Annotated in this window: 21 protein-coding genes; 9 read left to right on the top strand and 12 right to left on the bottom strand. The window is 65.5% G+C overall.

Features of this window, described 5'->3' with window-relative positions:
• The first annotated feature begins 82 nt into the window (after positions 1 to 82).
• Both ACVIGB_RS38105 and ACVIGB_RS38100 read left to right on the top strand, forming a co-directional pair.
• A complete protein-coding gene (locus ACVIGB_RS38105; RefSeq protein WP_456718826.1) occupies positions 83 to 1,039 on the top strand; it encodes a carbohydrate ABC transporter permease in 957 nt (318 codons plus the stop codon).
• Positions 1,040 to 1,085: 46 nt separating this feature from the next.
• The gene (locus ACVIGB_RS38100) at positions 1,086 to 1,928 is read left to right on the top strand and encodes a carbohydrate ABC transporter permease (RefSeq protein WP_375789772.1); all 843 of its coding nucleotides are present in this window, start codon (positions 1,086 to 1,088) and stop codon (positions 1,926 to 1,928) included.
• A gap of 167 nt (positions 1,929 to 2,095) precedes the next feature.
• Here the strand turns inward: ACVIGB_RS38100 and ACVIGB_RS38095 are convergent, their stop codons facing one another.
• The 6 genes from ACVIGB_RS38095 to ACVIGB_RS38070 form a co-directional block, all read right to left on the bottom strand.
• Positions 2,096 to 2,917, bottom strand: a complete 822-nt coding sequence (locus tag ACVIGB_RS38095; protein ID WP_456718827.1) for a TonB family protein — start codon at positions 2,915 to 2,917, stop codon at positions 2,096 to 2,098.
• A gap of 65 nt (positions 2,918 to 2,982) precedes the next feature.
• On the bottom strand, positions 2,983 to 3,429 hold the full coding sequence (gene exbD / locus ACVIGB_RS38090; RefSeq protein ID WP_456718828.1) for a TonB system transport protein ExbD: 447 nt from the start codon (positions 3,427 to 3,429) through the stop codon (positions 2,983 to 2,985).
• A 3-nt stretch (positions 3,430 to 3,432) separates the two neighbouring features.
• Positions 3,433 to 4,185, bottom strand: coding sequence for a tonB-system energizer ExbB (exbB, locus tag ACVIGB_RS38085; protein WP_456724977.1), 753 nt, complete (start codon positions 4,183 to 4,185; stop codon positions 3,433 to 3,435).
• A 58-nt stretch (positions 4,186 to 4,243) separates the two neighbouring features.
• Positions 4,244 to 4,717, bottom strand: coding sequence for a heme utilization cystosolic carrier protein HutX (hutX, locus tag ACVIGB_RS38080; protein WP_456724978.1), 474 nt, complete (start codon positions 4,715 to 4,717; stop codon positions 4,244 to 4,246).
• A gap of 47 nt (positions 4,718 to 4,764) precedes the next feature.
• Positions 4,765 to 5,097: an antibiotic biosynthesis monooxygenase family protein gene (locus tag ACVIGB_RS38075; RefSeq protein WP_456718829.1), complete on the bottom strand. Its 333-nt coding sequence runs from the start codon at positions 5,095 to 5,097 to the stop codon at positions 4,765 to 4,767.
• Positions 5,098 to 5,244: 147 nt separating this feature from the next.
• Positions 5,245 to 7,593: a TonB-dependent hemoglobin/transferrin/lactoferrin family receptor gene (locus ACVIGB_RS38070; RefSeq protein WP_456718830.1), complete on the bottom strand. Its 2,349-nt coding sequence runs from the start codon at positions 7,591 to 7,593 to the stop codon at positions 5,245 to 5,247.
• A 251-nt stretch (positions 7,594 to 7,844) separates the two neighbouring features.
• Here ACVIGB_RS38070 and hemP point away from each other — a divergent pair, with 251 nt between their 5' ends.
• From hemP to ACVIGB_RS38040, 6 genes are all read left to right on the top strand, one after another.
• The gene (gene hemP / locus ACVIGB_RS38065; protein WP_456718831.1) at positions 7,845 to 8,051 is read left to right on the top strand and encodes a hemin uptake protein HemP; all 207 of its coding nucleotides are present in this window, start codon (positions 7,845 to 7,847) and stop codon (positions 8,049 to 8,051) included.
• Between the two features lie 8 nt (positions 8,052 to 8,059).
• Positions 8,060 to 9,010, top strand: coding sequence for a heme/hemin ABC transporter substrate-binding protein (locus ACVIGB_RS38060; protein WP_456718832.1), 951 nt, complete (start codon positions 8,060 to 8,062; stop codon positions 9,008 to 9,010).
• A complete protein-coding gene (locus ACVIGB_RS38055; RefSeq protein WP_456718833.1) occupies positions 9,007 to 10,107 on the top strand; it encodes a FecCD family ABC transporter permease in 1,101 nt (366 codons plus the stop codon). Before ACVIGB_RS38060 ends, ACVIGB_RS38055 begins: the two co-directional genes overlap by 4 nt.
• Positions 10,104 to 10,907 carry a heme ABC transporter ATP-binding protein gene (locus ACVIGB_RS38050; protein WP_456718834.1) on the top strand — a complete coding sequence of 268 codons (804 nt, stop codon included), beginning with the start codon at positions 10,104 to 10,106 and terminating at the stop codon, positions 10,905 to 10,907. Before ACVIGB_RS38055 ends, ACVIGB_RS38050 begins: the two co-directional genes overlap by 4 nt.
• Before the next feature lie 108 nt (positions 10,908 to 11,015).
• Positions 11,016 to 12,368 carry an esterase-like activity of phytase family protein gene (locus tag ACVIGB_RS38045; RefSeq protein WP_456718835.1) on the top strand — a complete coding sequence of 451 codons (1,353 nt, stop codon included), beginning with the start codon at positions 11,016 to 11,018 and terminating at the stop codon, positions 12,366 to 12,368.
• Between the two features lie 254 nt (positions 12,369 to 12,622).
• Positions 12,623 to 13,066 (top strand): hypothetical protein, encoded by a 444-nt coding sequence (locus ACVIGB_RS38040; RefSeq protein WP_456718836.1) that lies wholly within the window; start codon positions 12,623 to 12,625, stop codon positions 13,064 to 13,066.
• Between the two features lie 21 nt (positions 13,067 to 13,087).
• Here ACVIGB_RS38040 and ACVIGB_RS38035 read toward each other — a convergent pair whose 3' ends face one another.
• The 3 genes from ACVIGB_RS38035 to ACVIGB_RS38025 form a co-directional block, all read right to left on the bottom strand.
• Positions 13,088 to 13,924 carry an enoyl-CoA hydratase-related protein gene (locus ACVIGB_RS38035; protein WP_456718837.1) on the bottom strand — a complete coding sequence of 279 codons (837 nt, stop codon included), beginning with the start codon at positions 13,922 to 13,924 and terminating at the stop codon, positions 13,088 to 13,090.
• Positions 13,925 to 14,007: 83 nt separating this feature from the next.
• Positions 14,008 to 15,669: a mucoidy inhibitor MuiA family protein gene (locus tag ACVIGB_RS38030; RefSeq protein WP_456718838.1), complete on the bottom strand. Its 1,662-nt coding sequence runs from the start codon at positions 15,667 to 15,669 to the stop codon at positions 14,008 to 14,010.
• A 176-nt stretch (positions 15,670 to 15,845) separates the two neighbouring features.
• Positions 15,846 to 17,273, bottom strand: a complete 1,428-nt coding sequence (locus tag ACVIGB_RS38025) for an MFS transporter (protein ID WP_456718839.1) — start codon at positions 17,271 to 17,273, stop codon at positions 15,846 to 15,848.
• A gap of 143 nt (positions 17,274 to 17,416) precedes the next feature.
• Here ACVIGB_RS38025 and ACVIGB_RS38020 point away from each other — a divergent pair, with 143 nt between their 5' ends.
• Entirely contained in the window at positions 17,417 to 17,815 is a 399-nt protein-coding gene (locus ACVIGB_RS38020; protein ID WP_456718840.1) for a MarR family winged helix-turn-helix transcriptional regulator, read from the top strand.
• 72 nt (positions 17,816 to 17,887) lie between these two features.
• Here ACVIGB_RS38020 and ACVIGB_RS38015 read toward each other — a convergent pair whose 3' ends face one another.
• The 3 genes from ACVIGB_RS38015 to ACVIGB_RS38005 all read right to left on the bottom strand — a co-directional run bounded on the left by ACVIGB_RS38015 (position 17,888) and on the right by ACVIGB_RS38005 (position 22,419).
• Positions 17,888 to 19,060 (bottom strand): thiolase family protein, encoded by a 1,173-nt coding sequence (locus tag ACVIGB_RS38015; RefSeq protein ID WP_456718841.1) that lies wholly within the window; start codon positions 19,058 to 19,060, stop codon positions 17,888 to 17,890.
• Between the two features lie 387 nt (positions 19,061 to 19,447).
• A complete protein-coding gene (gene serA, locus ACVIGB_RS38010) occupies positions 19,448 to 21,037 on the bottom strand; it encodes a phosphoglycerate dehydrogenase (protein WP_456749278.1) in 1,590 nt (529 codons plus the stop codon).
• 209 nt (positions 21,038 to 21,246) lie between these two features.
• Entirely contained in the window at positions 21,247 to 22,419 is a 1,173-nt protein-coding gene (locus ACVIGB_RS38005) for a phosphoserine transaminase (protein WP_092117395.1), read from the bottom strand.
• Positions 22,420 to 22,429: the final 10 nt, after the last annotated feature.

Genomic DNA, 22,429 nt, shown 5'->3' with positions numbered 1-22,429 from the left:
CGAAGCAATCCATAACGCCCCAGAGGAGAGATGGATTGCTTCGTCGCTTCGCTCCTCGCAATGACGACAAGACGAGTATTCAATGTCCGTAACCACCCTCAATTCACGCGGCGCGGCACTACGCCAGCCCGGCTGGCTCGCGCGGCTGTTCGACTACAAGCCGTTCCTGATCGTGATGTGCCTTGCGCCCGCGGTCGGCCTGCTGCTGGTGTTCCTCACCTATCCGCTCGGCCTCGGCATCTGGCTCGCCTTCACCGACACCACGATCGGCCAGCGCGGCGTCTATATCGGGCTCGAGAACTTCCAGTATCTGCTCAAGGATCCCCTGTGGTGGAACGCGGTGTTCTACTCGATCTTCTACACCGCGGTCGCAACCTTCGGAAAGTTCGCGCTCGGCTTCTGGCTGGCGCTGCTGCTCAACAACCATTTCCCGCTCAAGAGCCTCATCCGCGCCATCGTGCTGCTGCCGTGGATCGTGCCGACGGTGCTCTCCGCGCTGGCATTCTGGTGGATCTACGATCCGCAGTTCTCGATCATCTCCTACCTGCTGGTCGACGTGCTGCACCTGCGCGACAGCAATGTCGACTTCCTCGGCTCGCCCTGGCCGGCGCGGTTCTCGCTGATCGCGGCCAACATCTGGCGCGGCATCCCGTTCGTCGCGATCTCGCTGCTGGCCGGGCTGCAGACCATCTCGCCCTCGCTCTATGAGGCGGCGATGCTCGACGGCGCCACCTCCTGGCAGCGCTTCCGCTACATCACCTTCCCGATGATGATGCCGATTCTGGCGATCGTGATGACGTTCTCGATCATCTTCACTTTCACCGATTTCCAGCTCGTCTACGCCATCACCCGCGGCGGCCCGGTCAACTCGACCCATCTGCTCGCGACGCTGGCGTTCCAGCGCGGCATCGCCGGCGGCGAGCTCGGCGAGGGTGCCGCGATCGCGGTCTCGATGATCCCGTTCCTCGTGTTCGCGACGTTGTTCAGCTACTTCGGCCTCGCCCGCCGCAAATGGCAGCAGGGAGAAGCCAATGACTGACGTTGCAGCCCAATCCTCCAACGTCTCCAGCGCCACGCCCGACACGATGGCGTGGGATTCCCGCGCCCGGCGCGTGGTGATGATCTATCTGCCGCTCGCCTGCTTCATCCTGATCCTGCTGTTCCCGTTCTACTGGATGGCGATCACCTCGTTCAAACCGAACGCGGAGCTCTTGAACTACAAGGAGCACAATCCGTTCTGGATCACCTCGCCGACGCTCGCGCATGTCAAGCATCTGTTGTTCGACACCTCGTATCCGCGCTGGCTGAAGACCACCATGCTGGTGGCGATCGGCTCGACCTTCCTGTCGCTGTTCGCCTCGACGCTCGCCGCCTACGCGATCGAGCGGCTGCGCTTCCGCGGCAGCCCCTATGTCGGGCTCGGCATCTACCTCGCCTATCTGGTGCCGCCGTCGATCCTGTTCATTCCGCTGGCGACCGTGATCGTGCAGTTCGGCCTGTTCGATTCACCCTTGGCTCTGATCCTGGTCTATCCGACCTTCCTGGTGCCGTTCTGCACCTGGCTCCTGATCGGCTATTTCAAGTCGATCCCCTATGAGCTGGAGGAATGCGCGCTGGTCGACGGCGCGACGCGGCTGCAGATCCTGTGGCGGATCACGCTGCCGCTCGCGGTGCCCGGCCTGATCTCGGCCGGCATCTTCTCCTTCACGCTGTCCTGGAACGAGTTCATCTACGCGCTCGCCTTCATCCAGAGCGGCGCCAACAAGACCGTGCCGGTCGCGATCCTGACCGAGCTCATCACCGGTGACGTCTACCAGTGGGGCGCGCTGATGGCCGGCTCCCTGCTCGGCTCGCTGCCGGTCGCGTTGTTCTACTCGCTGTTCGTCGACTACTACGTCTCATCGCTGACGGGGGCGGTGAAGGAGTAGCGGGGCATCGGTCGAAGCGAACTCAGCCTTTCCCGTCATCATGAGGAGCGCGAAGCGCGTCTCGAAGGATCGACGGCCACCGGCGCCGTGCATCCTTCGAGGCTCGCTCCGCTCGCACCTCAGGATGACGGGAAAAGAGGTGCGGCCTAGGTCAGTGAGGCTTGGTACTACCGCGGCACGAACGCGACCGGCACGCTGAAAGCCATCGAGCCCTGCGTGACCTCGGATGGAAACGCCGGAAACGGCTGGGCCTGGCGCACCATCGCCAGCGCCCGCGCGTCGAAGGTCGGATTGCCGGAGGAGCCGCCGAGATGGCTCGACAGCACCTGCCCGCCGCGGCCGAGCGTGAACACCAGCCGGACCACGCCGCGCTGGCCGTTGCCCCCGGCCGGATAGGAGTGGAAGCGCAGCAGATGCGCGCGAACGCGTGCGTTGTAGGCCGCGATCGCAGACGCGGCTGCGCCGGCGCTGATCGCGGATGCCGCCGGCGCCTGACGCTCGGCCCGGCTCGGCGCGCTGGTGCGCGGTGCCGGCGCTGCCTCGGACGGCTTCTTGGCCTCGCGACGGACGACCTTCGGCTTGGTCGGTTCGGGTTTCCGCTCCGGAACGACCTTCGCGGGTTCGGGCTTCGGCGGCGTGGCCTGCTGCTTCTGCTCCGGAGGCGCTGTCACCTCGGGCTTCTCCTGCAGCGGCGTCGGCGCGATCTCCTGCTGCACCGGCTGGGCGGCGGCAGGCTCCGGCGGCGAGATGTCAGCCTCCTGCATCGCCGGGCCCGGCGGCAGCTCGGTCTCCGAGATCGCCGGCGAGGACGTGATCGGCGTCAGGTCGACCAGCACCGCCGGCACCACGACACCCGGCGGCGGCGGCGAGACCCAGGTGATGCCAAGCGCAATCAGCACCACATGCGCGGCCAGAATCGCGGTCGCCGACAGGCCCCACCGCCGCAACCTGATATCGTCGCCCGCATCATGAAGCGCATACGCATTCATCGAGATTCGTCTTGTTTGCGCATGATCTTGCCGGAAAACCGGTACCCACTTTTCCGGATCATGCGCTAGCTGCGTCCGTCGAGGCCGACCAGCGCGATCTTGAGATAGCCGGCATTGCGCAACAGGTTCATCACCTCCATCAGGTCGCCATAGCTGACGGCCTTGTCGGCGCGCAGGAAGATGCGTTCGTCCTTCTTGCCCTGCGTGGCGCCGTCGAGCGTCGCGGTCAGCGCGTTGCGCGCGATCACGTCCTCGCCGACCGCGACCGAGAGGTCGGGCTTCACCGTGACGAACACCGGCTTGTCCGGCCGCGGCTGCGGCTCCGCGGTCGAGGCCGGCAGGTCAACGCCGAGATCGACGGTCGCAAGCGGCGCCGCCACCATGAAGATGATCAGCAGCACCAGCATCACGTCGATGAACGGCGTGACGTTGATCTCATGCGCCACGGCCAGATCGTCGTCGCCGCGACGCCGGCCACCGAATGCACCGCCAGAACCGAGCTTCGCGCCCATCGCCTACTCCGCGGCGCGCGCCAGCCGGAACAGGCTGCGATCGCCCTCGCGGCTGACCAGCAGCATCACCATGACCGAGGCGTCGCCGAGCAGCGCACGGTAGGCCGCGATCGAACGCGTCAGGTGATTGTAGATCACGACCGCGGGGATCGCGGCGACGAGACCGAGCGCGGTCGCAAGCAGCGCCTCCGCAATACCAGGCGCGACCACCGCAAGATTGGTGGTGTGGGCCTCGGAGATCCCGATGAAGGCATTCATGATGCCCCAGACCGTGCCGAACAGGCCGACGAACGGCGCGGTGGCGCCGATGGTCGCGAGCACGCCGGTGCCGCGCGCGATCTGCCGCGACATCGCCGCCTCAACCCGCTCCAGCCGCAGCGCGATGCGCTCCTTGAAGCCGTCGTCGAACATGCCGCCGGAAAGCGCGGCCTCGCGCGACGCCGATTGCACGATCTGCGCCACGGCATCGCTGCCGTCGCGGCTTGCCTGCTCGACCTCGGCAAGGTGCGTGTCGCGCTCCAGCAGGCCGATCCGCTGCCGCGCAAGCGTCGTCTTGCGGCGGATCTCGACGGTCTTGGCGAGCCAGACCGTCCAGGTCACGAGCGAGGCGAAGGCCAGCCCGATCATCACCGCCTTCACGACGATGTCGGCGCTCTCGAACATGCCCCAGGGCGAGAGATTGCGCAGCAGCAGCGCGGCGTCGGCTGCGGCAAGGCTCGCGCCCGGCAGCATTCCGAACATGGCGCCCGCCAACATCCCGATGCGTCGCCCAAGCCTGCGATGCGACATGGTCGCCTCCCGTCCTTCGTCGGTCTCAGCCCGCTTTCGGTGCGATGCGATCCGCCAGCGCGCGGAAGCGCGCCAGCTGGTCGCCGCGCAACGCGCGCGTCTCGTCGCGGCCGACGAACACCTTGAACATGATGCCGCCGTCGCAATTGATGAAGGCGATGAACGCCGACACCTTGCCCATGAAGGGCCGCTCGACGAACGCGATCGCCGCACAGCGCTCATGCCTGAGATGGCCGTGCAGGCCCTTCGGCTGCATCAGGTTGAAATAGCCGCGGCCCACCTCGCCTTTCGGAATGGCGCCGGTGAACTCGAAAATCGCGTCATCGGTGTGCACGATCAGCGTCACCTCGCCCCATTCCGCGATGTCCTGCATCGCGGCGGCGAACTCGCCTTCGCCAATCCGCACCATGCTCTCAGGCAGCGCCTCGAGCACCGTGCGGGGCGTCACCTTGCGCTCGCGCGCAACGTCCTCGATCACTGCGCCCGGATTGTCAGCCATATAGGCCTCCAACCCGGCAAGCCCTGCGTTCTGCACGGCCGCCTCCGTCACGCCGGGCTCTTGGCGCGCTCGGTGATCAGCACCTCAAAGCCTTCGAATTTGGGATGGCCGAGATAGAGGCTGCCGCCGGTCTCGTTGCCTGCACGGGAATGGGCGCGGCGGAACGCATCAGACCTGGTCCAGTCCTCGAACGCCGACTTGCTGGCCCACACCGTGTGGGTCGCATAGAGCGTGTGGTCCTCGGCCTCGGGGCCCTTCACGAGGTGAAACTCGATGAATCCAGGCAGATCGCCGAGATAGGATTCGCGGGTCCTCCACACGGTCTCGAACGCCTGTTCCTTACCCTTGATCACCTGAAACCGGTTCATTGCGATGAACATGAAAGCCTTCTCCTGATTGGCGGCGGATACACGGGATCCTGCCGGTTGATCTCGTTAATAACATGAATGTGCCAAGGAATACGCCAAGGCCGCACTGGGGCACCAGCGCGGCCGGAGCAACCTGGATGGAATGATCGGCTCGTCGCGTTACGCTCCACCTAGGTGAATCCTGAGCCCGGCCTTGTAGACAGTGCCCGGACCGGGGCTCGAAAACAGCACGTCGTTCTGCGTCGTGCCGTCGGTCGAGGAGCCCGGGATCGCATAGGGCCGGTAGTACTGGTTCAAGAGATTGTCGACCGACGCCGTGAAGGTGATGTCCTTGGTGGCGTTCCAGGTCAGATAGAGATTGACCAGTTCGTAGCCGGTCGAGGGCAGATAGCCCGCCGGCAGGTCGTTATTCGCACCGAACGAGGACCATTGCGCTGCAATGATCAGCGTGCGGTCGAGCAGGCGGACCCCTCCTGTCGTCGTCACCTTGCGCGGCGTGATGGTGGCGAGCCCGACATTGGTCCCGGTGTTCCGGCCGCGCATCAGATGGCCGGCGACGCCAACGAACCAGTCGCCCGCGTCATACATCGTCTCGAGCTCAAAACCCTCGATGCGGGCATGGGCGATGTTCTGGTACTGGTAGAACTGGCTGAAGCGTCCGAACGGCGTCAGGGTCGGCGCCGAAGGGACGAGGTCGATATAGCCGTCGACGTCGTTGTGGAACACGTTGATCTTGCCGCGGAATGAATCGTTCGCGGCGAAGATGCCGTCATACTTCAGATTGATGCCGGCTTCCTTGTTCTTGCCGACCTCGGGCCGCAGCGCCGCATTGGGCAGGAAGCAGAACAGGCCGCTGGTGCCGTCGGGGCAGTTGAACAGCGCCGGCCCGCCGCCGGTGGCGTGGCCGCCCGAAATCAGGGTTTCGGTGATCGACGGCGCGCGATAGCCCTCGGCATAGCTCACATAGGGCGTGAAGCCGGTCACCGGCGTGATGCCGACCGTGATCTTCGGCGACAGCCGGTCGCCGCTTGTCGTGGTGTTGATCGAGGTGAGCTCGTAATGATCGTAGCGGACCGCACTGACAAGCTCGAGCCAGGTCGAATAGTTCTGCTTCAACTGCACGAAGCCGCCGGACACCGTGCGCTGGCCGCCGGGCGTCGTGATGTTGGAATTGCCGCGGGAGTCGAAAGTCTCGACATCGTCGCGGAAGGCGTCGAAGCCGTAGGTCACGGCGTTGCGCCAGTCGCCGAAATTGAAGCGCGAGGTGTTGTTGACGTCGAGGCCGACGGTGTCGAGCGAATAGCCGCGCTTGTCGCCGACGCAGCCGGAGATGTTGTTGCCGGGATTGGCGAGCGTGCAGACGCCGCCGCCTGACGTGATGCGGTTGTTGTAGGTCTTGACCTGGTCATTGTCGGTGCGGTTGCCGTAGACCGAGATGTTCCAGTCGAACAGCATGTCGTCGGGCTTGGAGTATCGCCAGCTCAGCGTGCCCGTGTAGATCCTTGCATCGGACGCGTAGACCGACGAGCCCGCGATCGCCGCCAGCGGCGCCGCCGTCGTGGTCGGGCCGCGGTTTTGCTGACCGATATTGTACTGGTAGTCCTGGAAGACACCGCCGATCTTGAACTCGTGGCCTTCAGCCGGGCGGATCGTCACCTTCATCAGGCCGGCCGCGATATCGTTGCCGGTGTTGCCGATCTCGGTGCCCGCGCCGTCCTCGTAGTTGCTCTGGGTGCGGTAGACCGCGCCGCCGAACACATCGACATTCGGATCGGCGCGCACGCCGCCGAACACCGAACCCATGCCGCGGTCCTTGTTGCTGCCGTATGACCCCGACATGTCGACGCCCCAGCGCTCGCCGGGACGCACCACATCGTCGATGTCCTTGGTGCGGAACGAGACCAGGCCGCCGATCGCGCCGGAACCGTAGATATTCGCGGTCGGGCCGCGCACCACGTCGACGCCGCCGATCAGTTCGGGATCGAGGAAGAAGGAGCCGTTGGCGTTGTGGCCAGTGCGCTGATAATTCTGCCGCGCGCCGTCGACCACGACGGCGACGCGGCCGAAGTCCTGCAGGCCGCGGATGTTGATGACGGTCGCCGGATCGTCGCCGCGCTCCTGGAACGAGACGCCGGGCACGTTATAGAAGATGTCGGACACCCGGTTCGGCTGCAGGCCTTGAATCTTCTCCAGCGTGACGGAGCTGACCGGCGCCAGCGCGTCGATCGCGCGCTCCTCGGTCTTGGATGCCACAGCCGTGATGGTGTCGAGCGATTGCACCGACACCGCGCCGATCTGCGCGCGTGCATTCATCGCAGGCGACGCCGCTGCCTGCGGTTCGGCCGCAGGCTTCGGCTTGCGCTTGGCCTGCTTCGGCCGCTCGGTCGCGGGACGCGTAGCCGACGCATCGGCGGTTTGCGCCAAACCGCTTGCCGGCAGCGCCGCCGATAATGAAAACACCGACGCACCCAAAATCAAGGCGCGCGAAACCCTAGCCCCGTCAGCCATTCTAGCCCCAGCCCGATCATCGCATTTCTGGTTTGGCTGGCGTGCGCTCGACCGAGCGGCTTGCTGGCTACGTTGCGATGCAAGCCACAAGCTCGCATCGTGTGATGATTGGTTACGAGCCGGCAACAAAACGGTCAAGAATGCGGCAGCGCTGTTTACATCGATTGTAAAGTGCGGCCGTTGGAATGCGCCTTCGCCCGCTTATACAAGCAAGCATCATTTGAAGATTTCGCAGGCGCAGCACCACGAGCATGTCGGCACCTTCCGGAGACAACATCGGCGCGGCGGGAAAGCAGGCCGTATCAGCGTCTGACGCGGCCAAAACGCTCATCATGCACGGGAATCGCCTCGACAGCCGCGACCTGTTCTCGGCTGAGCGCGAGATCATCATCGTGCATGGCGAAGAGCGTTACCGCTTGCGGTTGACCTCGCAGAACAAGCTGATCCTGACCAAGTGACGGCCCCGATGACAATTTGTCGCACGCTCGCTCTGCTCGCGCTCTCCTGTCTGCTGCCGATCGGCGCAGCGATCGCCGAGGGCATCACCGTGCACGACGCACGCGACCGCGACGTCGTGATCGATGATCCCACGCGGATCGTCTCGATCGGCGGCGCGATCACCGAGATTCTTTATGCGCTCGGCTTCGAGGACAGCATCGCCGGCGTCGATGCCACCAGTCTCTACCCGCCGTCCGCGCTGCGGGAGAAGCCCGACGTCGGTTACATGCGCCAGCTGTCGCCGGAGGGCGTGCTTGGCCTGCACCCGTCGCTGGTGCTTGCGGTGCAGGGCTCCGGGCCAAAGGAGACCATGGACGTGCTGGAGGCGGCCAAGGTGCCGCTGGTGCTGGTGCCGGAGACGTTCTCGGAGACCGGGCTGGTGGAGAAGATCAAACTTGTGGGCCATGCCATGGGCGCCGATCCGCGCGCCGCCTGCCTGGCCACGGCGGTGGAAAGCGACCTCGCACAATTGCGCACGTTGCGCGCCAAGGTCACGAAGCCGATGCGCGTGATGTTCGTGATGTCGCTCTTGAACGGCCGGGCGTTGGCCGCCGGCCACAAGACCGCCGCGGACGAGATCATCCAGCTCGCCGGCGGCGTCAACGCGATCGACGGTTACGACGGCTACAAGCCGGTCAACGACGAAGCCATCGTGGCAGCGAAGCCGGATGTCGTGCTGTCGATCGATCGCGGCAAGGACTCGCTGACGTCGGAGGCCGTGTTCGCGCATCCGGCTTTCGCACTGACGCCGGTTGCGGCCAACAAGGCCTTCATCTCGATGGAGGGGCTTTACCTGCTCGGCTTCGGGCCGCGCACCGCGGCCGCGGCACGCGACCTCTCGGTCAAGCTCTATCCGGCGCTGGCGCCGGAGGCCGCCACCTTCAAGCCGGCGGCGTTGACCGCGAACTGCCGGCAATGAGCGTGCTGGCCGAACGCCCCGCGCGTGCGAAGCAACGGCGCGCCGGCATGTCGCTGCGGCCGGCGGCGACACTCACTTTGCTCTGCCTGCTTGCGGCGCTCGCAGCAAGCGCGCTGGTCGCCCTGACGGTCGGGGCCGCCGGCATTCCATTGGCGCGACTTCCCGCCGCGCTCGGGCTATGGGCCGACGGCGTGGCCAATCCGCTGCTCGCGCGCGACCAGCTCGTGGTGTGGTCGATCCGGATCCCGCGGATCGCCGCGGCCGCGATGGTCGGCGGGCTCCTTGCCGTCTCAGGCACAATCATGCAGGGCTTGTTCCGCAACCCCCTCGCCGACCCGGCGCTGGTCGGCGTCTCCTCCGGCGGCGCGTTTGCCGCGGCGGCGGCGATCGTGTTCACCGACAGCCATCTCGGCGAGAGCCTGCGCTTCGTGCAGCATCAGCTGCTGCCGATCGCGGCCTTCGCCGGCTCGCTGATCACGACCATCATGCTTTATGGCATTGCGAGCCGCGGCGGCCGGACCTCGATTGCGATCTTCCTGCTCGCCGGCCTTGCAATTGCCGCGATCGCCAATGCCGGCATCGGGCTGCTGGTCTTCGTCGCCGACGACCGCCAGCTGCGCGACATCACCTTCTGGATGCTGGGTTCGCTGAGCGGCGCGACCTGGACCAAGCTCACGGCGCTGGCGCCGGTGCTGGCCGCGGCCCTGATTGCCTGCCTCTGGATCGCGCGCGGGCTCGACGTGCTGGTGCTCGGCGAGGCCGAGGCGTTCCACAGCGGCGTCGATGTCGAACGGCTGAAGCGGATTTCGATCGTGCTGGTGTCGGCGATGACCGGGGTCGCGGTTTCGGTCTGCGGCGTGGTCGGTTTCGTCGGCATCGTGGTGCCGCATCTGCTGCGGCTGGTGATCGGACCCGGGCATCGCCTGCTGTTGCCGGCGTCCGCGCTGCTCGGCGCCATCCTGCTGGTCGGCGCCGACACCGTGGCGCGCACCATCGTGGCCCCCGCTGAAATGCCGATCGGCATCCTGACCGCTGCAATCGGCGCGCCGTTCTTCCTCGCCATGCTGCTGCGCCAGCGCTCCCTGGTGTCGCTATGAGCGCGCTGCTGGAGGCGCAGTCGGTATCGATGACGGTCGGCGGCGCCGCGCTGGTCGATGCGGTCTCGCTGCAGATTGGCGCCGGTGAGATGGTCGCGATCGTCGGTCCCAACGGCGCCGGCAAATCGACCTTGCTGCGGATGCTGTCGGGCGATCTCCGTCGCTCGCGCGGAACGATCCGGCTCAGGCAGCGCGACCTCAACGCCTATGGTCCGCGCGCGCTGGCGCAGCACCGCGCGGTGCTGTCGCAGCACGTCAACGTCACCTTCCCGTTCACGGTCGAGGAAATCGTCAGCATGGGCGCCGGCGAGAGTCCGCGCGCGGTGACGCGTGCACTGGTCGCCGCGGCGCTGGACGAGGTTGGCCTCGCGCATTTCCGCTTCAGGCAATTGACGACGCTGTCCGGCGGCGAGCAGCAGCGCGCGCATTTCGCCCGCGTGCTGGTGCAACTTGCCTGCGGCGAGGCGCTACATGGGCCGGGACTGTTGCTGCTGGACGAGCCGACCTCGAGCCTCGATTTGCGGCATCAAATCGACCTGGTCGAAACGGCAAGGCGGCGCGCCGCGCGCGGCACCGCCGTGATCGCGATCCTGCATGATCTCAACCTCGCGATGCGGTTCGCCGACCGCATCCTGCTGCTGCATCGCGGCCGGCTTGCCGTCGACGGCGACCGCGCCGCCGCAATGCGGGCCGACACGCTGAGGCAGATCTTCGAGGTCGACGCCACGATCGACTATACCGCGAGCGGCGTGCCCTTCCTGCTGCCGCAGACGATGCGGCCGGCGGGCAAGGCGACGTAACGCCGCAAGGCTTATCCCGTCGCAACATCCGCGGTTCACAAAACTGTCAGCCGGCTGTAACAGGCGGCTCGGAGAACGTCGCATCGTTTATCCTTTGGGAGATCAACCATGCGCCTGTCACTGCTCTGTTCCGTCGCCTCGATCCTGCTCGCCACATCGGCGTTCGCGCAGAGCGAGGGCGAATTCCCGGCGACGCTGGCAGGACACGCCGTGATGCCGGCGGAGAGCTTCATCGACGCCCCCGCCGATGCGCCGGCGGATTTGAAGACATCGGGCAAGTACACCACCGGCAAGCGGGTCGACGCCATCGGCACCGTGATGGGAAAATCCTACGAGCGGCCGACCGGCGTGTCGCTGCCGTTCAAGGGCCAGCCGCTGCAGGGTCATTCCGGCATCAAGGCGATGCCGGACGGCGCGTTCTGGGTGATCACCGACAACGGCATGGGCGCGCGCTACAACTCGGCGGACTCGATGCTGTACCTGAACCGCTACAAGATGGACTGGGCGAACGGCAAGATCGAGCGTCAGGAGACCGTGTTCCTGCACGATCCCGACAAGAAGGTGCCGTTCCGCATCGTGCATGAGGACACCGCCAAGCGCTACCTCACCGGCGCCGACTTCGATACCGAGGGCTTCCAGATCATCAACGACACCTTCTGGATCGGCGACGAGTTCGGACCCTACATCCTCAAGGCCGACAAGACCGGCAAGATCCTGGCCGTGTTCGAGACGGTCGCCGACGGCAAGCCGGTGCGCTCGCCGGATCACTGGGCCGTGCAGTCACCCGGCGCGCCTGGCGCCACCTACACCAACGTCAACCTGCGCCGCTCCAAGGGCTATGAGGGCTTTGCCTCCTCCAAGGACGGCAAGTTCCTCTACGGCCTGCTCGAAGGGCCGCTGTGGGATGCCGACAAGAAGGATTGGGAGAAGGTCGACGGCAAGGAAGCCTCGCGCATCCTCGAATTCGACGTCGCGGCGGAGAAGTTCACCGGTCGCTATTGGCAATATGTGTTCGAGCAGAACGGCAATGCGATCGGCGACTTCAACATGATTGATCCGACCCAGGGCCTCGTGATCGAGCGCGACAATGGCGAAGGCACCGCCGACAAGGCCTGCCCGCAGGGCCAGCGCGGCGCGAACTGCTTCCCTGACCTCGCCAAGTTCAAGCGGGTCTACAAGATCGAGCTGTCCGACACCAATGTCGGCAAGCCGGTGCGCAAGATCGCCTATATCGACCTGATGAAGATCCGCGATCCGAACAAGAAGGCCCGCAAGCCGCTCAACGACGGTGTCTACACCTTCCCGTTCTTCACCATCGAGAACGTCGACCGGGTCGACGAGACCCACATCATCGTCGGCAACGACAACAATCTACCGTTCTCCTCGAGCCGCGACCCGAACAAAGCCGATGACGACGAGTTCGTGCTGCTCGAAGTCGGCGACTTCCTGAAGGCGAAATGAGGCGATTGCTCTCGCCACCCACAACGGGGTCGTCGCCCGGCTCGACCGGGCGACCCAGTATTCCAGAGGCGTCCGAATGCAGCGGATAAGCCGCGGCGTACTGGATGCCCCGCTCAAGGCGGGGCATGACAGTGAATTTGCGGAAACAGTCCCCGTCATCCTCCGATCAGAAGGGTTGTTCGACAATTGCCCTTCTAGCAATGCGCTAGAAGATGATAGCCTCGGCCGATACTTGAATCGCTTCGGGGCAAATCATGCGAGAAAAATCCAGCCTGACCTACATCGAGGCGTTGATCGCCGCGGGCTTCGTTGCGTATCTGAGCTGGGACCAGAGTTGGGGGCTTCCGCCCTGGCTCATCGCTTTGATTCTCGGCGTGATCGTCTACTTTGCTTACCTATGCTTGATGCGACGCTTGGTGAGATTTCATCAAAACAGCTATGAGGCCGTGGCGACGATTTTGGCCGTTGCGTGGGGCGTGTTGGCCTATCTGGTAACTGGCGCGCTGCAGGCGGGATTCGCCAATCAGATACCCGCCTCGCTGCTGATGCATCTGTGGCCCTGGATCGCGGCGATCGTGGCTTTCATTGGAGCACTCGCCAGCAAAGTGCGCTTCATGGACGATGTTCGCGAATATGCCGTCGGCCGCCGCGCGCGCTGGGACAATCAGCAATGGTTGGAGGAGGATGCGGGCTTCTAGCCCGCGTTCGCCATCAAGCCGTCACTCCTTCTTGGTCCGATAATCCCCGAACGTCGCGTCGCGCTGATCGAGCTGGGTCTTCACGCTGGCGCCGTCGCGGCGGAAGCCGGCCATGTAGGCCTTGCTCGCCTCGGTGGTGAAGGCCAGCGCCTGGATTTCGGTGCCGGCGCGTATCGCGGCGCGGGCACCCATGATTTCCATCGCGCGATGCACGCTGCGCTTGTTGAGCTGCTGCAGCTCGACCGGCACCTTCGCCGCGCGCTCGGCGAAATCCAGCGTCTTCGCCTCCAGCTCGGCGAGCGGGAACGAGCGGGTCGCATAGCCCCACTCGGCGGCCTCGCGGCCGGACATCGCATCGCCGGTCAGCATCAATTCCATGGCGCGGCGCATGCCGACCAGCCAGGGATGATACTGCATGTCGGGCGGGCTCATCAGCCGCACCGGCGGATAGCCGATCTGGGCATCGTCGGCGACATAGACCACGTCGCAGGCGGTCGCGAGCTCGGTTCCGCCGGCGAGGCAATAGCCGTGCACTTGCGCGATCACCGGCTTGGCAAGATCCCAGATCGAGAACCAGCCCTCGACGACATGGCGCGACCACTGGCCGGGGCCGCACGCCGAATGATAGGGCTGGTCGACGCGGTTGTCGGCGGAGAGATCATAGCCCGCCGAGAAGCACGGACCCGCGCCGCGCAGGATCGAGATCGAAATGTCGGGATCGCGGTCGGCCTGTTCCAGCACCTCGAAAATCTCGCCGCGCAGGCGGTTGTTCAGCGCATTGCGCTTCTCGGGCCGGTTCAGCGTGATGCGGCGGACGCGCGGACGCGGATCATCGACGATGATGTGCTGGTAGCTCATGGATCCTCCCGATCGCAGGCTTTTTTGCCGTTGGCAAAGTGATGCCCGAGATCGGGAGGGATGTCATCGGCAGTTGACGCAGATCAGCCGGCCGGCACCATCACGACGCCCTTGTCCTTGGGCCAGCGCATCCGCCAGGCGAAATTGATGTCACGGACTTCGCCCGCCTTGGCCTCGAACGCCCATTCCAGCACGCCGCGCTTGTCGCGCAGATTGGTTGTCGTCGCAGGCGTCGACGACGGCAGCATCTCGACCACGATATCGTCGTTCTCGCTGACCGGGAGCTGATCCTGGATCGCGACCTTGATCGGGAAGTCGTGGCCGTTGCGCACCGTGGTCTTGAACGCGCGCTCGTCGGTCTTCGACGTGGTCACGATCAGGCCGGCGGAGCCTTCATTGCGCTTCACTACCGTGCGCTCGATCTTGACCTTATCGTCGGCGCCGAAGCCGAGCCGCACGGTCTCGTCCTTGGCGGCGGTGGCCATCCGGCTGCGGCCGACAAAGATGCCGTCGCGATAGATCGAGACTTGCCCCGGCAACAGCGGCGCCTCGTCGGCCTGCACGAAGCTCGCCTCCAGGAACGCGGTCGGATCAATCACCGGGACTGAGCGGACCGCGAGATCGGGGGTGATCGTCGCCGTCGAGATGCGCAGGCTCTTGGCGCCCTCGTTGGCGGCGACGTTGACGCGGCCGGGGATCTTGAAGGTGGCCTGGAAAGCGCCGATTTCGGCAACCGCCTCCCGCTCGTCGGCACGCTTGCTGATGAGCCCTTGGACCATGTCGGCCTGCGGTGCAGGCGCCAGAGCCTCGCGCGATCGCATGCTTGCCGACGGTAGCGCCAGCGGCCGCGGCGGCTGCGGATACTGCACGAGCAACGAATTGAGGTCGGGCGCATTGCCGCCGCGGGCGACGTGCACGGTGGAGACGACGAGCGCAACGTTCGACCAGTCCTCGCCGGTCGACTGGGTGATCTCGGCGCGGCGCACCAGTTCGATCGCCGGCTTGCGATCCTTGGCGCCGGTGTCGAGACGGGCGTCGTAGATCGGCATCCAACGGGCGTTGCGCACCGCATAGGTCACGCGCAATGTCGCGCGGGTCGCGGCCGCGGAGGCAAGCTCGATCCGCACCTCGAGCTTGCTCGGCGGCTTGGCGGCGCGATCGGCCTCGAGGCGCGCGATGTCGCGGTCGATGTCGCGCTGCTTGCGCGCGGCGTCGCGGATCGCGGTGTCGGCGGTCGCGACTTCGTCCCCGACCGCCGAGAACGCGGCGCGCCACTCGCTGACCGGACGGGCCTCGCCCTTCTCGCCGATCCCGACCGGCGAGGCCTCGGCGAAGTGTTCGGCGAATTTGCGCCGCGCCTCGGCCGAGGCGATGATCCCCTGCAGATCCTCGCGCTGATCTCGCAGCGCCTCGATCCGCTTGTCGATCTCGGGCAGGTTCGCCGGCTCCACCGGGCGCGGCGGCCGCGCGTCGATGGCCCCGATCGTCAGCCTGCCGCCCGCCTCGCCCTCCACGCGGAGCGAAGACGGATCGAGCCCCATCGGGAAATCCTTCGCGACGAGCGTGTTATCGCCGGCGGGCAGATCCAGCGTGATGACGCGGGTGACGCTCGCGCCATCGGGATAGACCGTCACGGCGTCGACCTGCGACGCCGCATCGAGATTGGCCGCATGGAGCGGCCCGGCAACCAGCGCACCCACCAGCACCAGGCTAGTGGTCACAAGACAGTTCGCAATCTTTCGCATCACATCCCTCCGGGAAACATTGCATCGCGCGAGACGAACGGCGCGGCCGACTCAGAGGCACGCCGTTTCTCGTGGTGAGACGCAGCGAGGAACGGACTGGTTCGATTGAGGTTTCCTTGCGGCGCGACCGTGGCGCGCTCGCGGCTGCCGGATGGCGCAGCGACGGCTTACACCCGTTAGCGGTCCGCCTTGCGCCGGATGAACAGGTAACTCGGCACGAAACCGGCAATCGTGATGGCGATCAGGATCCACCAGCCGCGCTGAAACGCCGCGATCCGGTCGGCCATCGAGACCGGCGTTGCAAGGATCGCGATAAAGATCGCGACGCCGATCGCAAGCGCGGCCTGCCGGATCATGTTGATGACACCGGAGCCGGTGGCGAACGACGACGGCGGCAGCGAACCGGCACCGACGCCCATCAGGGTCGGAAAGGTCAGCCCGACGCCGATGCCAGTGAACATCATCCCGACCACAAAGGCAGGCATGTCGGGGTCAACCCCAAGCAACGTTGCCCAGATCGCAAGACCGCCCGCGAACGACGCGATCCCGGCGGACACGACGGCCGCGGCGCCAAATCGCGCGATCAGGCGGCGGGCAAACAACAGCGAGGTGAACGGGACAAGCAGCGGACCCGGCGCGATCGCAAGGCCGGTCTTCAGCGCCGACCAGCCCCACACCGTTTGCTCCCACAACGCCACCGACAGCAGCATCGCGCCGAAGGCCGCCGAGTATGGCGCCATCACAAACGTCGCCCCGGTGAACGGCCGCACCTTGAACAACGTAGGATCGACGAAGGGATTCTTCGAGTTGAGGCAGTGCCACGTAAAGGCAGCGAGCGAGACGGCTGCGATGGCAAAGCCAAGCACGACGCCGCGCGACCCCCATCCCCAGTCATTGGCCTTCACGATCGCAAGGGTGAGCGCACCGATGCCGCAGGTGACCAGTAGCGCCGCCCATGAACTCGGACGCGGCACGTCATGGCCGGGCACTTCCGGCAGTTTCAGCCATCCGATGATCAGTGCGACGATGCCGATCGGGACATTGACGATGAAGATCCAGCGCCAGTCGAAGGTGACGAGCACGCCGCCCGCCAATGGCCCGAGCGCGGCGGCAAGGCCGCCGATCGCCGTCCAGGTCCGCACCGCGCCGGGACGCTGCTCGGGCGGGAACGACGCCAGCAGCAGGCCGATCGAGGTCGGGGTCATCAATGCTGCACCGGCGGCCTGCGCGATGCGGGCGACGACCAGCAATTCGACGTTGGGCGCGAGCGCACAGGCCGCCGACGCGGCCGTGAACAGCGCAACGCCGAGCAGGAAGCTCAGATTGCGGCTGTGGCGTTCGGCGAGCCGGCCGAAAAACACCAGCAGGGCCGCATAGACGATCGCGTAGCCATTGAGGATCCAGGACAAATCCTCCAGCGAGGCGCCGCGGAATTCCTGCGCGATGTTCGGCAACCCGACATTGACGATGAACAGGTCGAGGTTTGCGAGGCAGATGCCCACCGATACGATCGCGAGCACCTGGCGCGGCGTTGCTACGCGGGACCGCGGCCGCGCGTCAGTTCCGATAGCCAGCCCGATCGTCTCCGCCTCGATCTCCGACATCACACCCTCCAAATATGTGCATATGCATCTATTGCCATTAGGTGCATATGCATGTATCTGTCAAGCCTAGTTTGGAGGCAGCGATGGTGAAAACGGAACCCAGCCGGTGCAATCTCACGGCGTTGCGCAAGGCGACGCGGCGCGTGTCGCAGCTCTACGATCAGGTCCTGGCGACATCCGGCCTGCGCGGCACGCAACGCGCCATTCTGGTCCACATCAGACGTTCGGGCGCGCCGACGATTGGCGAGCTGGCCGCTGCGCTGGTGCTCGACCGCACCGCGCTCAACCACAACCTCAAGCCGCTGGAGCGCGACGGCCTTTTGACCATCGCCGTCGACAAGAATGACCGGCGCAGCCGCCTGGTTCGGCTGACCAAACGCGGCGAAGCCCGGCTTGACGAGTCGCAGGCCGCTTGGCGTGAGGCGCAGGAGCGCTTCGAGACCGCCTTTGGCACGAAACAGGCGGCCGATCTGAGGCAGACGCTCGAACTGATTTCCACGCTCGAGTTCGGCGAACGCGCGGCGGATTTGCCGGCAACATAACCGGCTTCAAACGGAAGTGGCCCGGCGTTACCGCCGGGCCACTCGTTCTGACACGATCAGGATCGATCGCGCTTAGCTGTAGATCTCGAACAGGCCTGCGCCGCCCTGACCACCGCCGATGCACATGGTCACGACGCCCCACTTGGCCTTGCGGCGACGGCCTTCCTGCAGCAGATGGCCGGTGAGCCGGGCGCCGGTCATGCCGAAGGGATGGCCGATCGCGATCGAGCCGCCGTTGACGTTGTACTTCTCGGGATCGATGCCGAGCTGGTCGCGCGAATAGAGGCACTGGCTGGCGAACGCCTCGTTGAGCTCCCAAAGATCGATGTCGTCGATCTTCAGGCCGTGGCGCTTGAGCAGCTTCGGCACGGCGAAGACCGGACCGATGCCCATCTCGTCGGGCTCGCAGCCGGCCGAGGCCCAGGCCACGAAGCGGCCCAGCGGGTTGAGGCCGCGCTTCTCGGCGTCCTTGGCTTCCATCAGCACCACGGCAGCGGCGCCGTCGGACAGCTGGCTGGCATTGCCGGCGGTGACGAACTTGCCCGGGCCCTTGACCGGCTCGAGCTTGGCAAGGCCTTCCAGCGTGGTTTCGGGGCGGTTGCACTCGTCGCGATCGACCACATAGTCGACGATCGACTCGGCCTTGGTCGCCTTGTCGACCACCTTCATCTTGGTCTTCATCGGGACGATTTCGTCCTTGAACTTGTTGGCTTGCTGCGCGGCTGCCATGCGGCGCTGCGACTCCAGCGAATACTCGTCCTGATATTCGCGGCTGAGCTTGTAGCGCTCGGCGACGATGTCGGCGGTATCGATCATCGCCATGAAGATGGCGGGCGCGGTCTTGAGCAGGTCGGGATCGATCGATTCCTTCGGCGAGCCGCCGCCGGGAATCGAGATGCTCTCGACGCCGCCGGCGACGATGCAATCGGAGCCGTCGGAGCGGATCGAGTTTGCAGCCATCGCGATGGTCTGCAGGCCCGACGAGCAGAAGCGGTTCACCGAGACACCGGCGGTCGACTTCGGCAGGCCGGCGAGCAGCGCCGCCTGGCGGCCGATGTTCGGCGCGCCATGCGCGCAATTGCCGAGATAGCAATCCTCGACATAGTCCTTGTCGACGCCGGCGCGCTCGACCGCGTGCTTGATGGCGTGCCCGGCCAGCGACATCGGCGGGGTGATGTTGAATCCGCCACGGCCGGACTTCGCCAGGCCAGTGCGCGCGTAGGAAACGATTACGGCTTCACGCATTGTTTTCTCCCTCTGAGATCGCCGGATAGTGGCGTGTCTTGACGCCTTCGTACACATATTTTGGACGCTGCAACAGGAATACCAGACGCCCCGGAACGGCAAACGCCGCCTCCGGGGCCGGAGACGGCGCCATGTTCCGCAGATCGGAATTTGGATTTGCTTGAACGAGATCCGGTGGTGACCACGAGTTCGCTTTGCCCCCTCTCCCGCTAGCGGCGGAGGGCTGGGGTGGGGGTTTTCCGCAATCGAGAGTCTTGGTTAGGAGAAAGCCCCCCACCCGGATCGCATCTATCGTTGCGATCCGACCTAAGAGCGAGCTTTGCTCGTCTCGACCCCGCAAGCGGGAGAGGTGAAGCGAGTGTGCGGACAAACCACCGATCGCAAAAACTAGAACGTCAGCGCCTTGGCCTGCTTCACCTGCGGCAGCGATTGCACCTTGGCGAGCAGATCCGCCGGCACCGCGCCGTCGACCTCGACCAGCGCGATGGCGTCGCCGCCCTGCTTGACGCGACCGAGATGGAAGGTCGCAATGTTGATCTTGGCATCGCCGAGCAGGCTTGCGAACGCGCCGATGAAGCCCGGCTTGTCCTCGTTGGTGACGTAGATCATCGACTTGCCGAACTCGGCGTCGACGCGGATGCCCTTGATGTCGACGAGGCGCGGCTTGCCGTCGGCGTAGACGGTGCCGGACACCGAACGCTCCTGGCGCTCGGTGGCGACGGTGACCGTGATCAGGCTTTCATAGTCGCTCTGCGCCGCGCGGACGACCTCGTCCACCACCATGCCGCGCTCCTTGGCAACGACAGGCGCCGACACCACGTTGACCTCGCCCAGCATCGGCCGCAGCAGGCCGGACAGCACCGCCGAGGTGATCGCCTTGATCTTCATCTCGGCGACGTGGCCCTCATAGGTGATCGTGGTCTTGAGGATGCCGCTCTCGGTGAGCTGGCCGGCGAACGAGCCAAGCTTCTCGGCGAGCTCGATGAACGGCCTCAGCTTCGGCGCCTCTTCCGCCGTGATCGAGGGGAAGTTGACCGCGTTCGAGATCGCGCCCGACAGCAGATAGTCCGACATCTGCTCGGCGACCTGCAGCGCGACGTTCTCCTGCGCCTCGGTGGTGGAGGCGCCGAGATGCGGGGTGCAGATCACGTTGGGATGGCCGAACAGCACGTTCGAGGTCGCCGGCTCCTCGACGAACACGTCGAAGGCGGCGCCCGCGACATGCTTGGAATTCAGCGCATCGACCAGCGCCTGCTCGTCGACCAGACCGCCCCGCGCGCAGTTGATGATGCGCACGCCCTTCTTCATCTTGGCGATCGCGGCCGCGTCGATCACGTTGCGGGTTTTCTCGGTCAGCGGCGTGTGCAGCGTGATGAAATCGGCGCGCTTGAGCAGATCGTCGAGCTCGACCTTCTCGACGCCGATGTCCTTGGCGCGCTCCGGCGACAGGAACGGATCGAACGCGATCACCTTCATGCGCAGGCCGAGCGCGCGGTCGGCGACGATTGAGCCGATATTGCCGCAGCCGATCACCCCGAGCGTCTTGGCGGTGATCTCGACGCCCATGAAGCGGTTCTTCTCCCACTTGCCGGCCTGGGTCGAGGCGTCGGCCTGCGGGATCTCGCGCGCCAGCGCCAGCATCAAGGTGATGGCGTGCTCGGCGGTCGTGATCGAATTGCCGAACGGCGTGTTCATCACGATGATGCCCTTGGCGGTCGCGGCCGGAATCTCGACATTGTCGACGCCGATGCCGGCGCGGCCGATCACCTTCAGCTTCGTCGCCTTCTCGATGATTTTGGCGGTCGCCTTGGTGGCCGAGCGGATCGCAAGGCCATCATAGTTGCCGATGATCTCGGCGAGCTTGTCCTTGTCCTTGCCGAGATTGGGCTGGAAATCGACCTCGACGCCGCGATCCTTGAAGATCTGCACGGCGGCGGGAGACAGCGCGTCGGAAATCAGAACCTTGGGTTTTGTCATGTGACTGTTCCTCTGCCCTGCAGCGGGCGGGTCTCTTGGACCAATGTGGTGAAGTCTCTGATCACTTCTCCCTCTCCCCGTTCTTGCGGGGAGAGGGTTGGGCTGAGGGGCAGCCACGGGCGAGGAACAAGCCGAGAAGGCCCCTCACCCGGATCGCTGCGCAATCCGACCTCTCCCCGTAAGAACGGGGAGAGGTGACAAGAGAAAGCTCATGCCGCCTTGGGCAGCGCTGCCTTGGTTTCGGCGAAGGCCCAGTCGATCCACTGCGTCAGCAGCTCGACGTCCTTTGCCTCGACGGTGGCGCCGCACCAGATCCGCAGGCCGGCCGGCGCATCGCGGTAATACGCGAAGTCGAAGCCGGCGTTCTCCTTCTCGACCAGCGCGACCAACTTCTTGCAGAAGTCGGCCTGGGCGTCTGACGGAAGCGAGGTGATCGCGGGATCGGTGAACTTCAGGCACACCGAGGTGTTGGAGCGGATCGCGGGATCCTTGGCCAGGAAGTCGATCCAGGGCGTTCGCGCCTTCCAGTCGGCGAGCGCCTTGGTGTTGGCATCGGCGCGCGCGATCAGCGCCTTCAGGCCGCCGATCGACTTCGCCCAGTTCAACGCGTCAAGATAATCCTCGACGCAGAGCATCGACGGCGTGTTGATGGTCTCGCCCTCGAAGATGCCCTGGTTGAGCTTGCCGCCCTTGGTGAGGCGGAAGATCTTCGGCAGCGGCCAGGCCGGCTTGTAGGTCTCGAGCCGTTCCACCGCACGCGGCGACAGGATCAGCATGCCGTGTGCCGCCTCGCCGCCGAGCGCCTTCTGCCAGGAGAAGGTGACGACGTCGAGCTTGGCGAAATCGAGCGGCTGCGCGAAGGCGGCCGAGGTCGCGTCGCAAATCGTGAGGCCTTCACGGGTTGCGCTGATCCAGTCGGCGTTCGGCACGCGCACGCCGGAAGTGGTGCCGTTCCAGGTGAAGACGACGTCGGACGCGGGGTCGACCTTGGCGAGATCGGGGATTTCACCGTAAGCCGCGTTCAGCTTGGTGACGTCCTTCAGCTTCAATTCCTTGACGATGTCGCTGACCCAGCCCTCGCCGAAGGATTCCCAGGCGAGCGTGGTGACGGGCCGCGCGCCGAGCAGCGACCACAGCGCCATCTCGACCGCGCCGGTGTCCGACGCCGGCACGATGCCGATCTTGTAGTCCGCAGGCACCTCGAGCACTTCGCGCGTCAGTTCGATCGCGAGCTTGAGCTTGGCCTTGCCGACCTTCGCACGATGCGAGCGGCCGAGGGCGGCGTCCTTGAGATTGTTGGGGTTCCAGCCGGGGCGCTTGGCGCAGGGGCCGGAGGAGAAATGCGGCACATTGGGCCGCGAAGCGGGCTTCGCTGCAGTCATAATCTACCCT

It is taken from the genome of Bradyrhizobium sp. USDA 4341 (genome assembly GCF_054063755.1).
The sequence above is the reverse complement of the archived record's forward strand: the minus strand, read 5'-3'. Positions and strand labels throughout refer to the sequence as shown.

Excerpts from the sequence above, each read along its gene's own strand:
- hemP (WP_456718831.1), top strand. The coding sequence starts at position 7,845 with ATGTCGGCACCTTCCGGAGACAACATCGGCGCGGCGGGAAAGCAGGCC.
- serA (WP_456749278.1), bottom strand. The coding sequence starts at position 21,037 with ATGACAAAACCCAAGGTTCTGATTTCCGACGCGCTGTCTCCCGCCGCC.
- ACVIGB_RS38015 (WP_456718841.1), bottom strand. The coding sequence starts at position 19,060 with ATGCGTGAAGCCGTAATCGTTTCCTACGCGCGCACTGGCCTGGCGAAG.
- ACVIGB_RS38025 (WP_456718839.1), bottom strand. The coding sequence starts at position 17,273 with ATGTCGGAGATCGAGGCGGAGACGATCGGGCTGGCTATCGGAACTGAC.
- exbB (WP_456724977.1), bottom strand. The coding sequence starts at position 4,185 with ATGTTGGCGGGCGCCATGTTCGGAATGCTGCCGGGCGCGAGCCTTGCC.
- ACVIGB_RS38105 (WP_456718826.1), top strand. The coding sequence starts at position 83 with ATGTCCGTAACCACCCTCAATTCACGCGGCGCGGCACTACGCCAGCCC.
- hutX (WP_456724978.1), bottom strand. The coding sequence starts at position 4,717 with ATGGCTGACAATCCGGGCGCAGTGATCGAGGACGTTGCGCGCGAGCGC.
- ACVIGB_RS38005 (WP_092117395.1), bottom strand. The coding sequence starts at position 22,419 with ATGACTGCAGCGAAGCCCGCTTCGCGGCCCAATGTGCCGCATTTCTCC.
- ACVIGB_RS38060 (WP_456718832.1), top strand. The coding sequence starts at position 8,060 with ATGACAATTTGTCGCACGCTCGCTCTGCTCGCGCTCTCCTGTCTGCTG.
- ACVIGB_RS38075 (WP_456718829.1), bottom strand. The coding sequence starts at position 5,097 with ATGTTCATCGCAATGAACCGGTTTCAGGTGATCAAGGGTAAGGAACAG.
- ACVIGB_RS38050 (WP_456718834.1), top strand. The coding sequence starts at position 10,104 with ATGAGCGCGCTGCTGGAGGCGCAGTCGGTATCGATGACGGTCGGCGGC.
- ACVIGB_RS38035 (WP_456718837.1), bottom strand. The coding sequence starts at position 13,924 with ATGAGCTACCAGCACATCATCGTCGATGATCCGCGTCCGCGCGTCCGC.
- ACVIGB_RS38030 (WP_456718838.1), bottom strand. The coding sequence starts at position 15,669 with ATGCGAAAGATTGCGAACTGTCTTGTGACCACTAGCCTGGTGCTGGTG.
- ACVIGB_RS38095 (WP_456718827.1), bottom strand. The coding sequence starts at position 2,917 with ATGAATGCGTATGCGCTTCATGATGCGGGCGACGATATCAGGTTGCGG.
- ACVIGB_RS38070 (WP_456718830.1), bottom strand. The coding sequence starts at position 7,593 with ATGGCTGACGGGGCTAGGGTTTCGCGCGCCTTGATTTTGGGTGCGTCG.
- ACVIGB_RS38100 (WP_375789772.1), top strand. The coding sequence starts at position 1,086 with ATGGCGTGGGATTCCCGCGCCCGGCGCGTGGTGATGATCTATCTGCCG.
- exbD (WP_456718828.1), bottom strand. The coding sequence starts at position 3,429 with ATGGGCGCGAAGCTCGGTTCTGGCGGTGCATTCGGTGGCCGGCGTCGC.
- ACVIGB_RS38040 (WP_456718836.1), top strand. The coding sequence starts at position 12,623 with ATGCGAGAAAAATCCAGCCTGACCTACATCGAGGCGTTGATCGCCGCG.
- ACVIGB_RS38045 (WP_456718835.1), top strand. The coding sequence starts at position 11,016 with ATGCGCCTGTCACTGCTCTGTTCCGTCGCCTCGATCCTGCTCGCCACA.
- ACVIGB_RS38055 (WP_456718833.1), top strand. The coding sequence starts at position 9,007 with ATGAGCGTGCTGGCCGAACGCCCCGCGCGTGCGAAGCAACGGCGCGCC.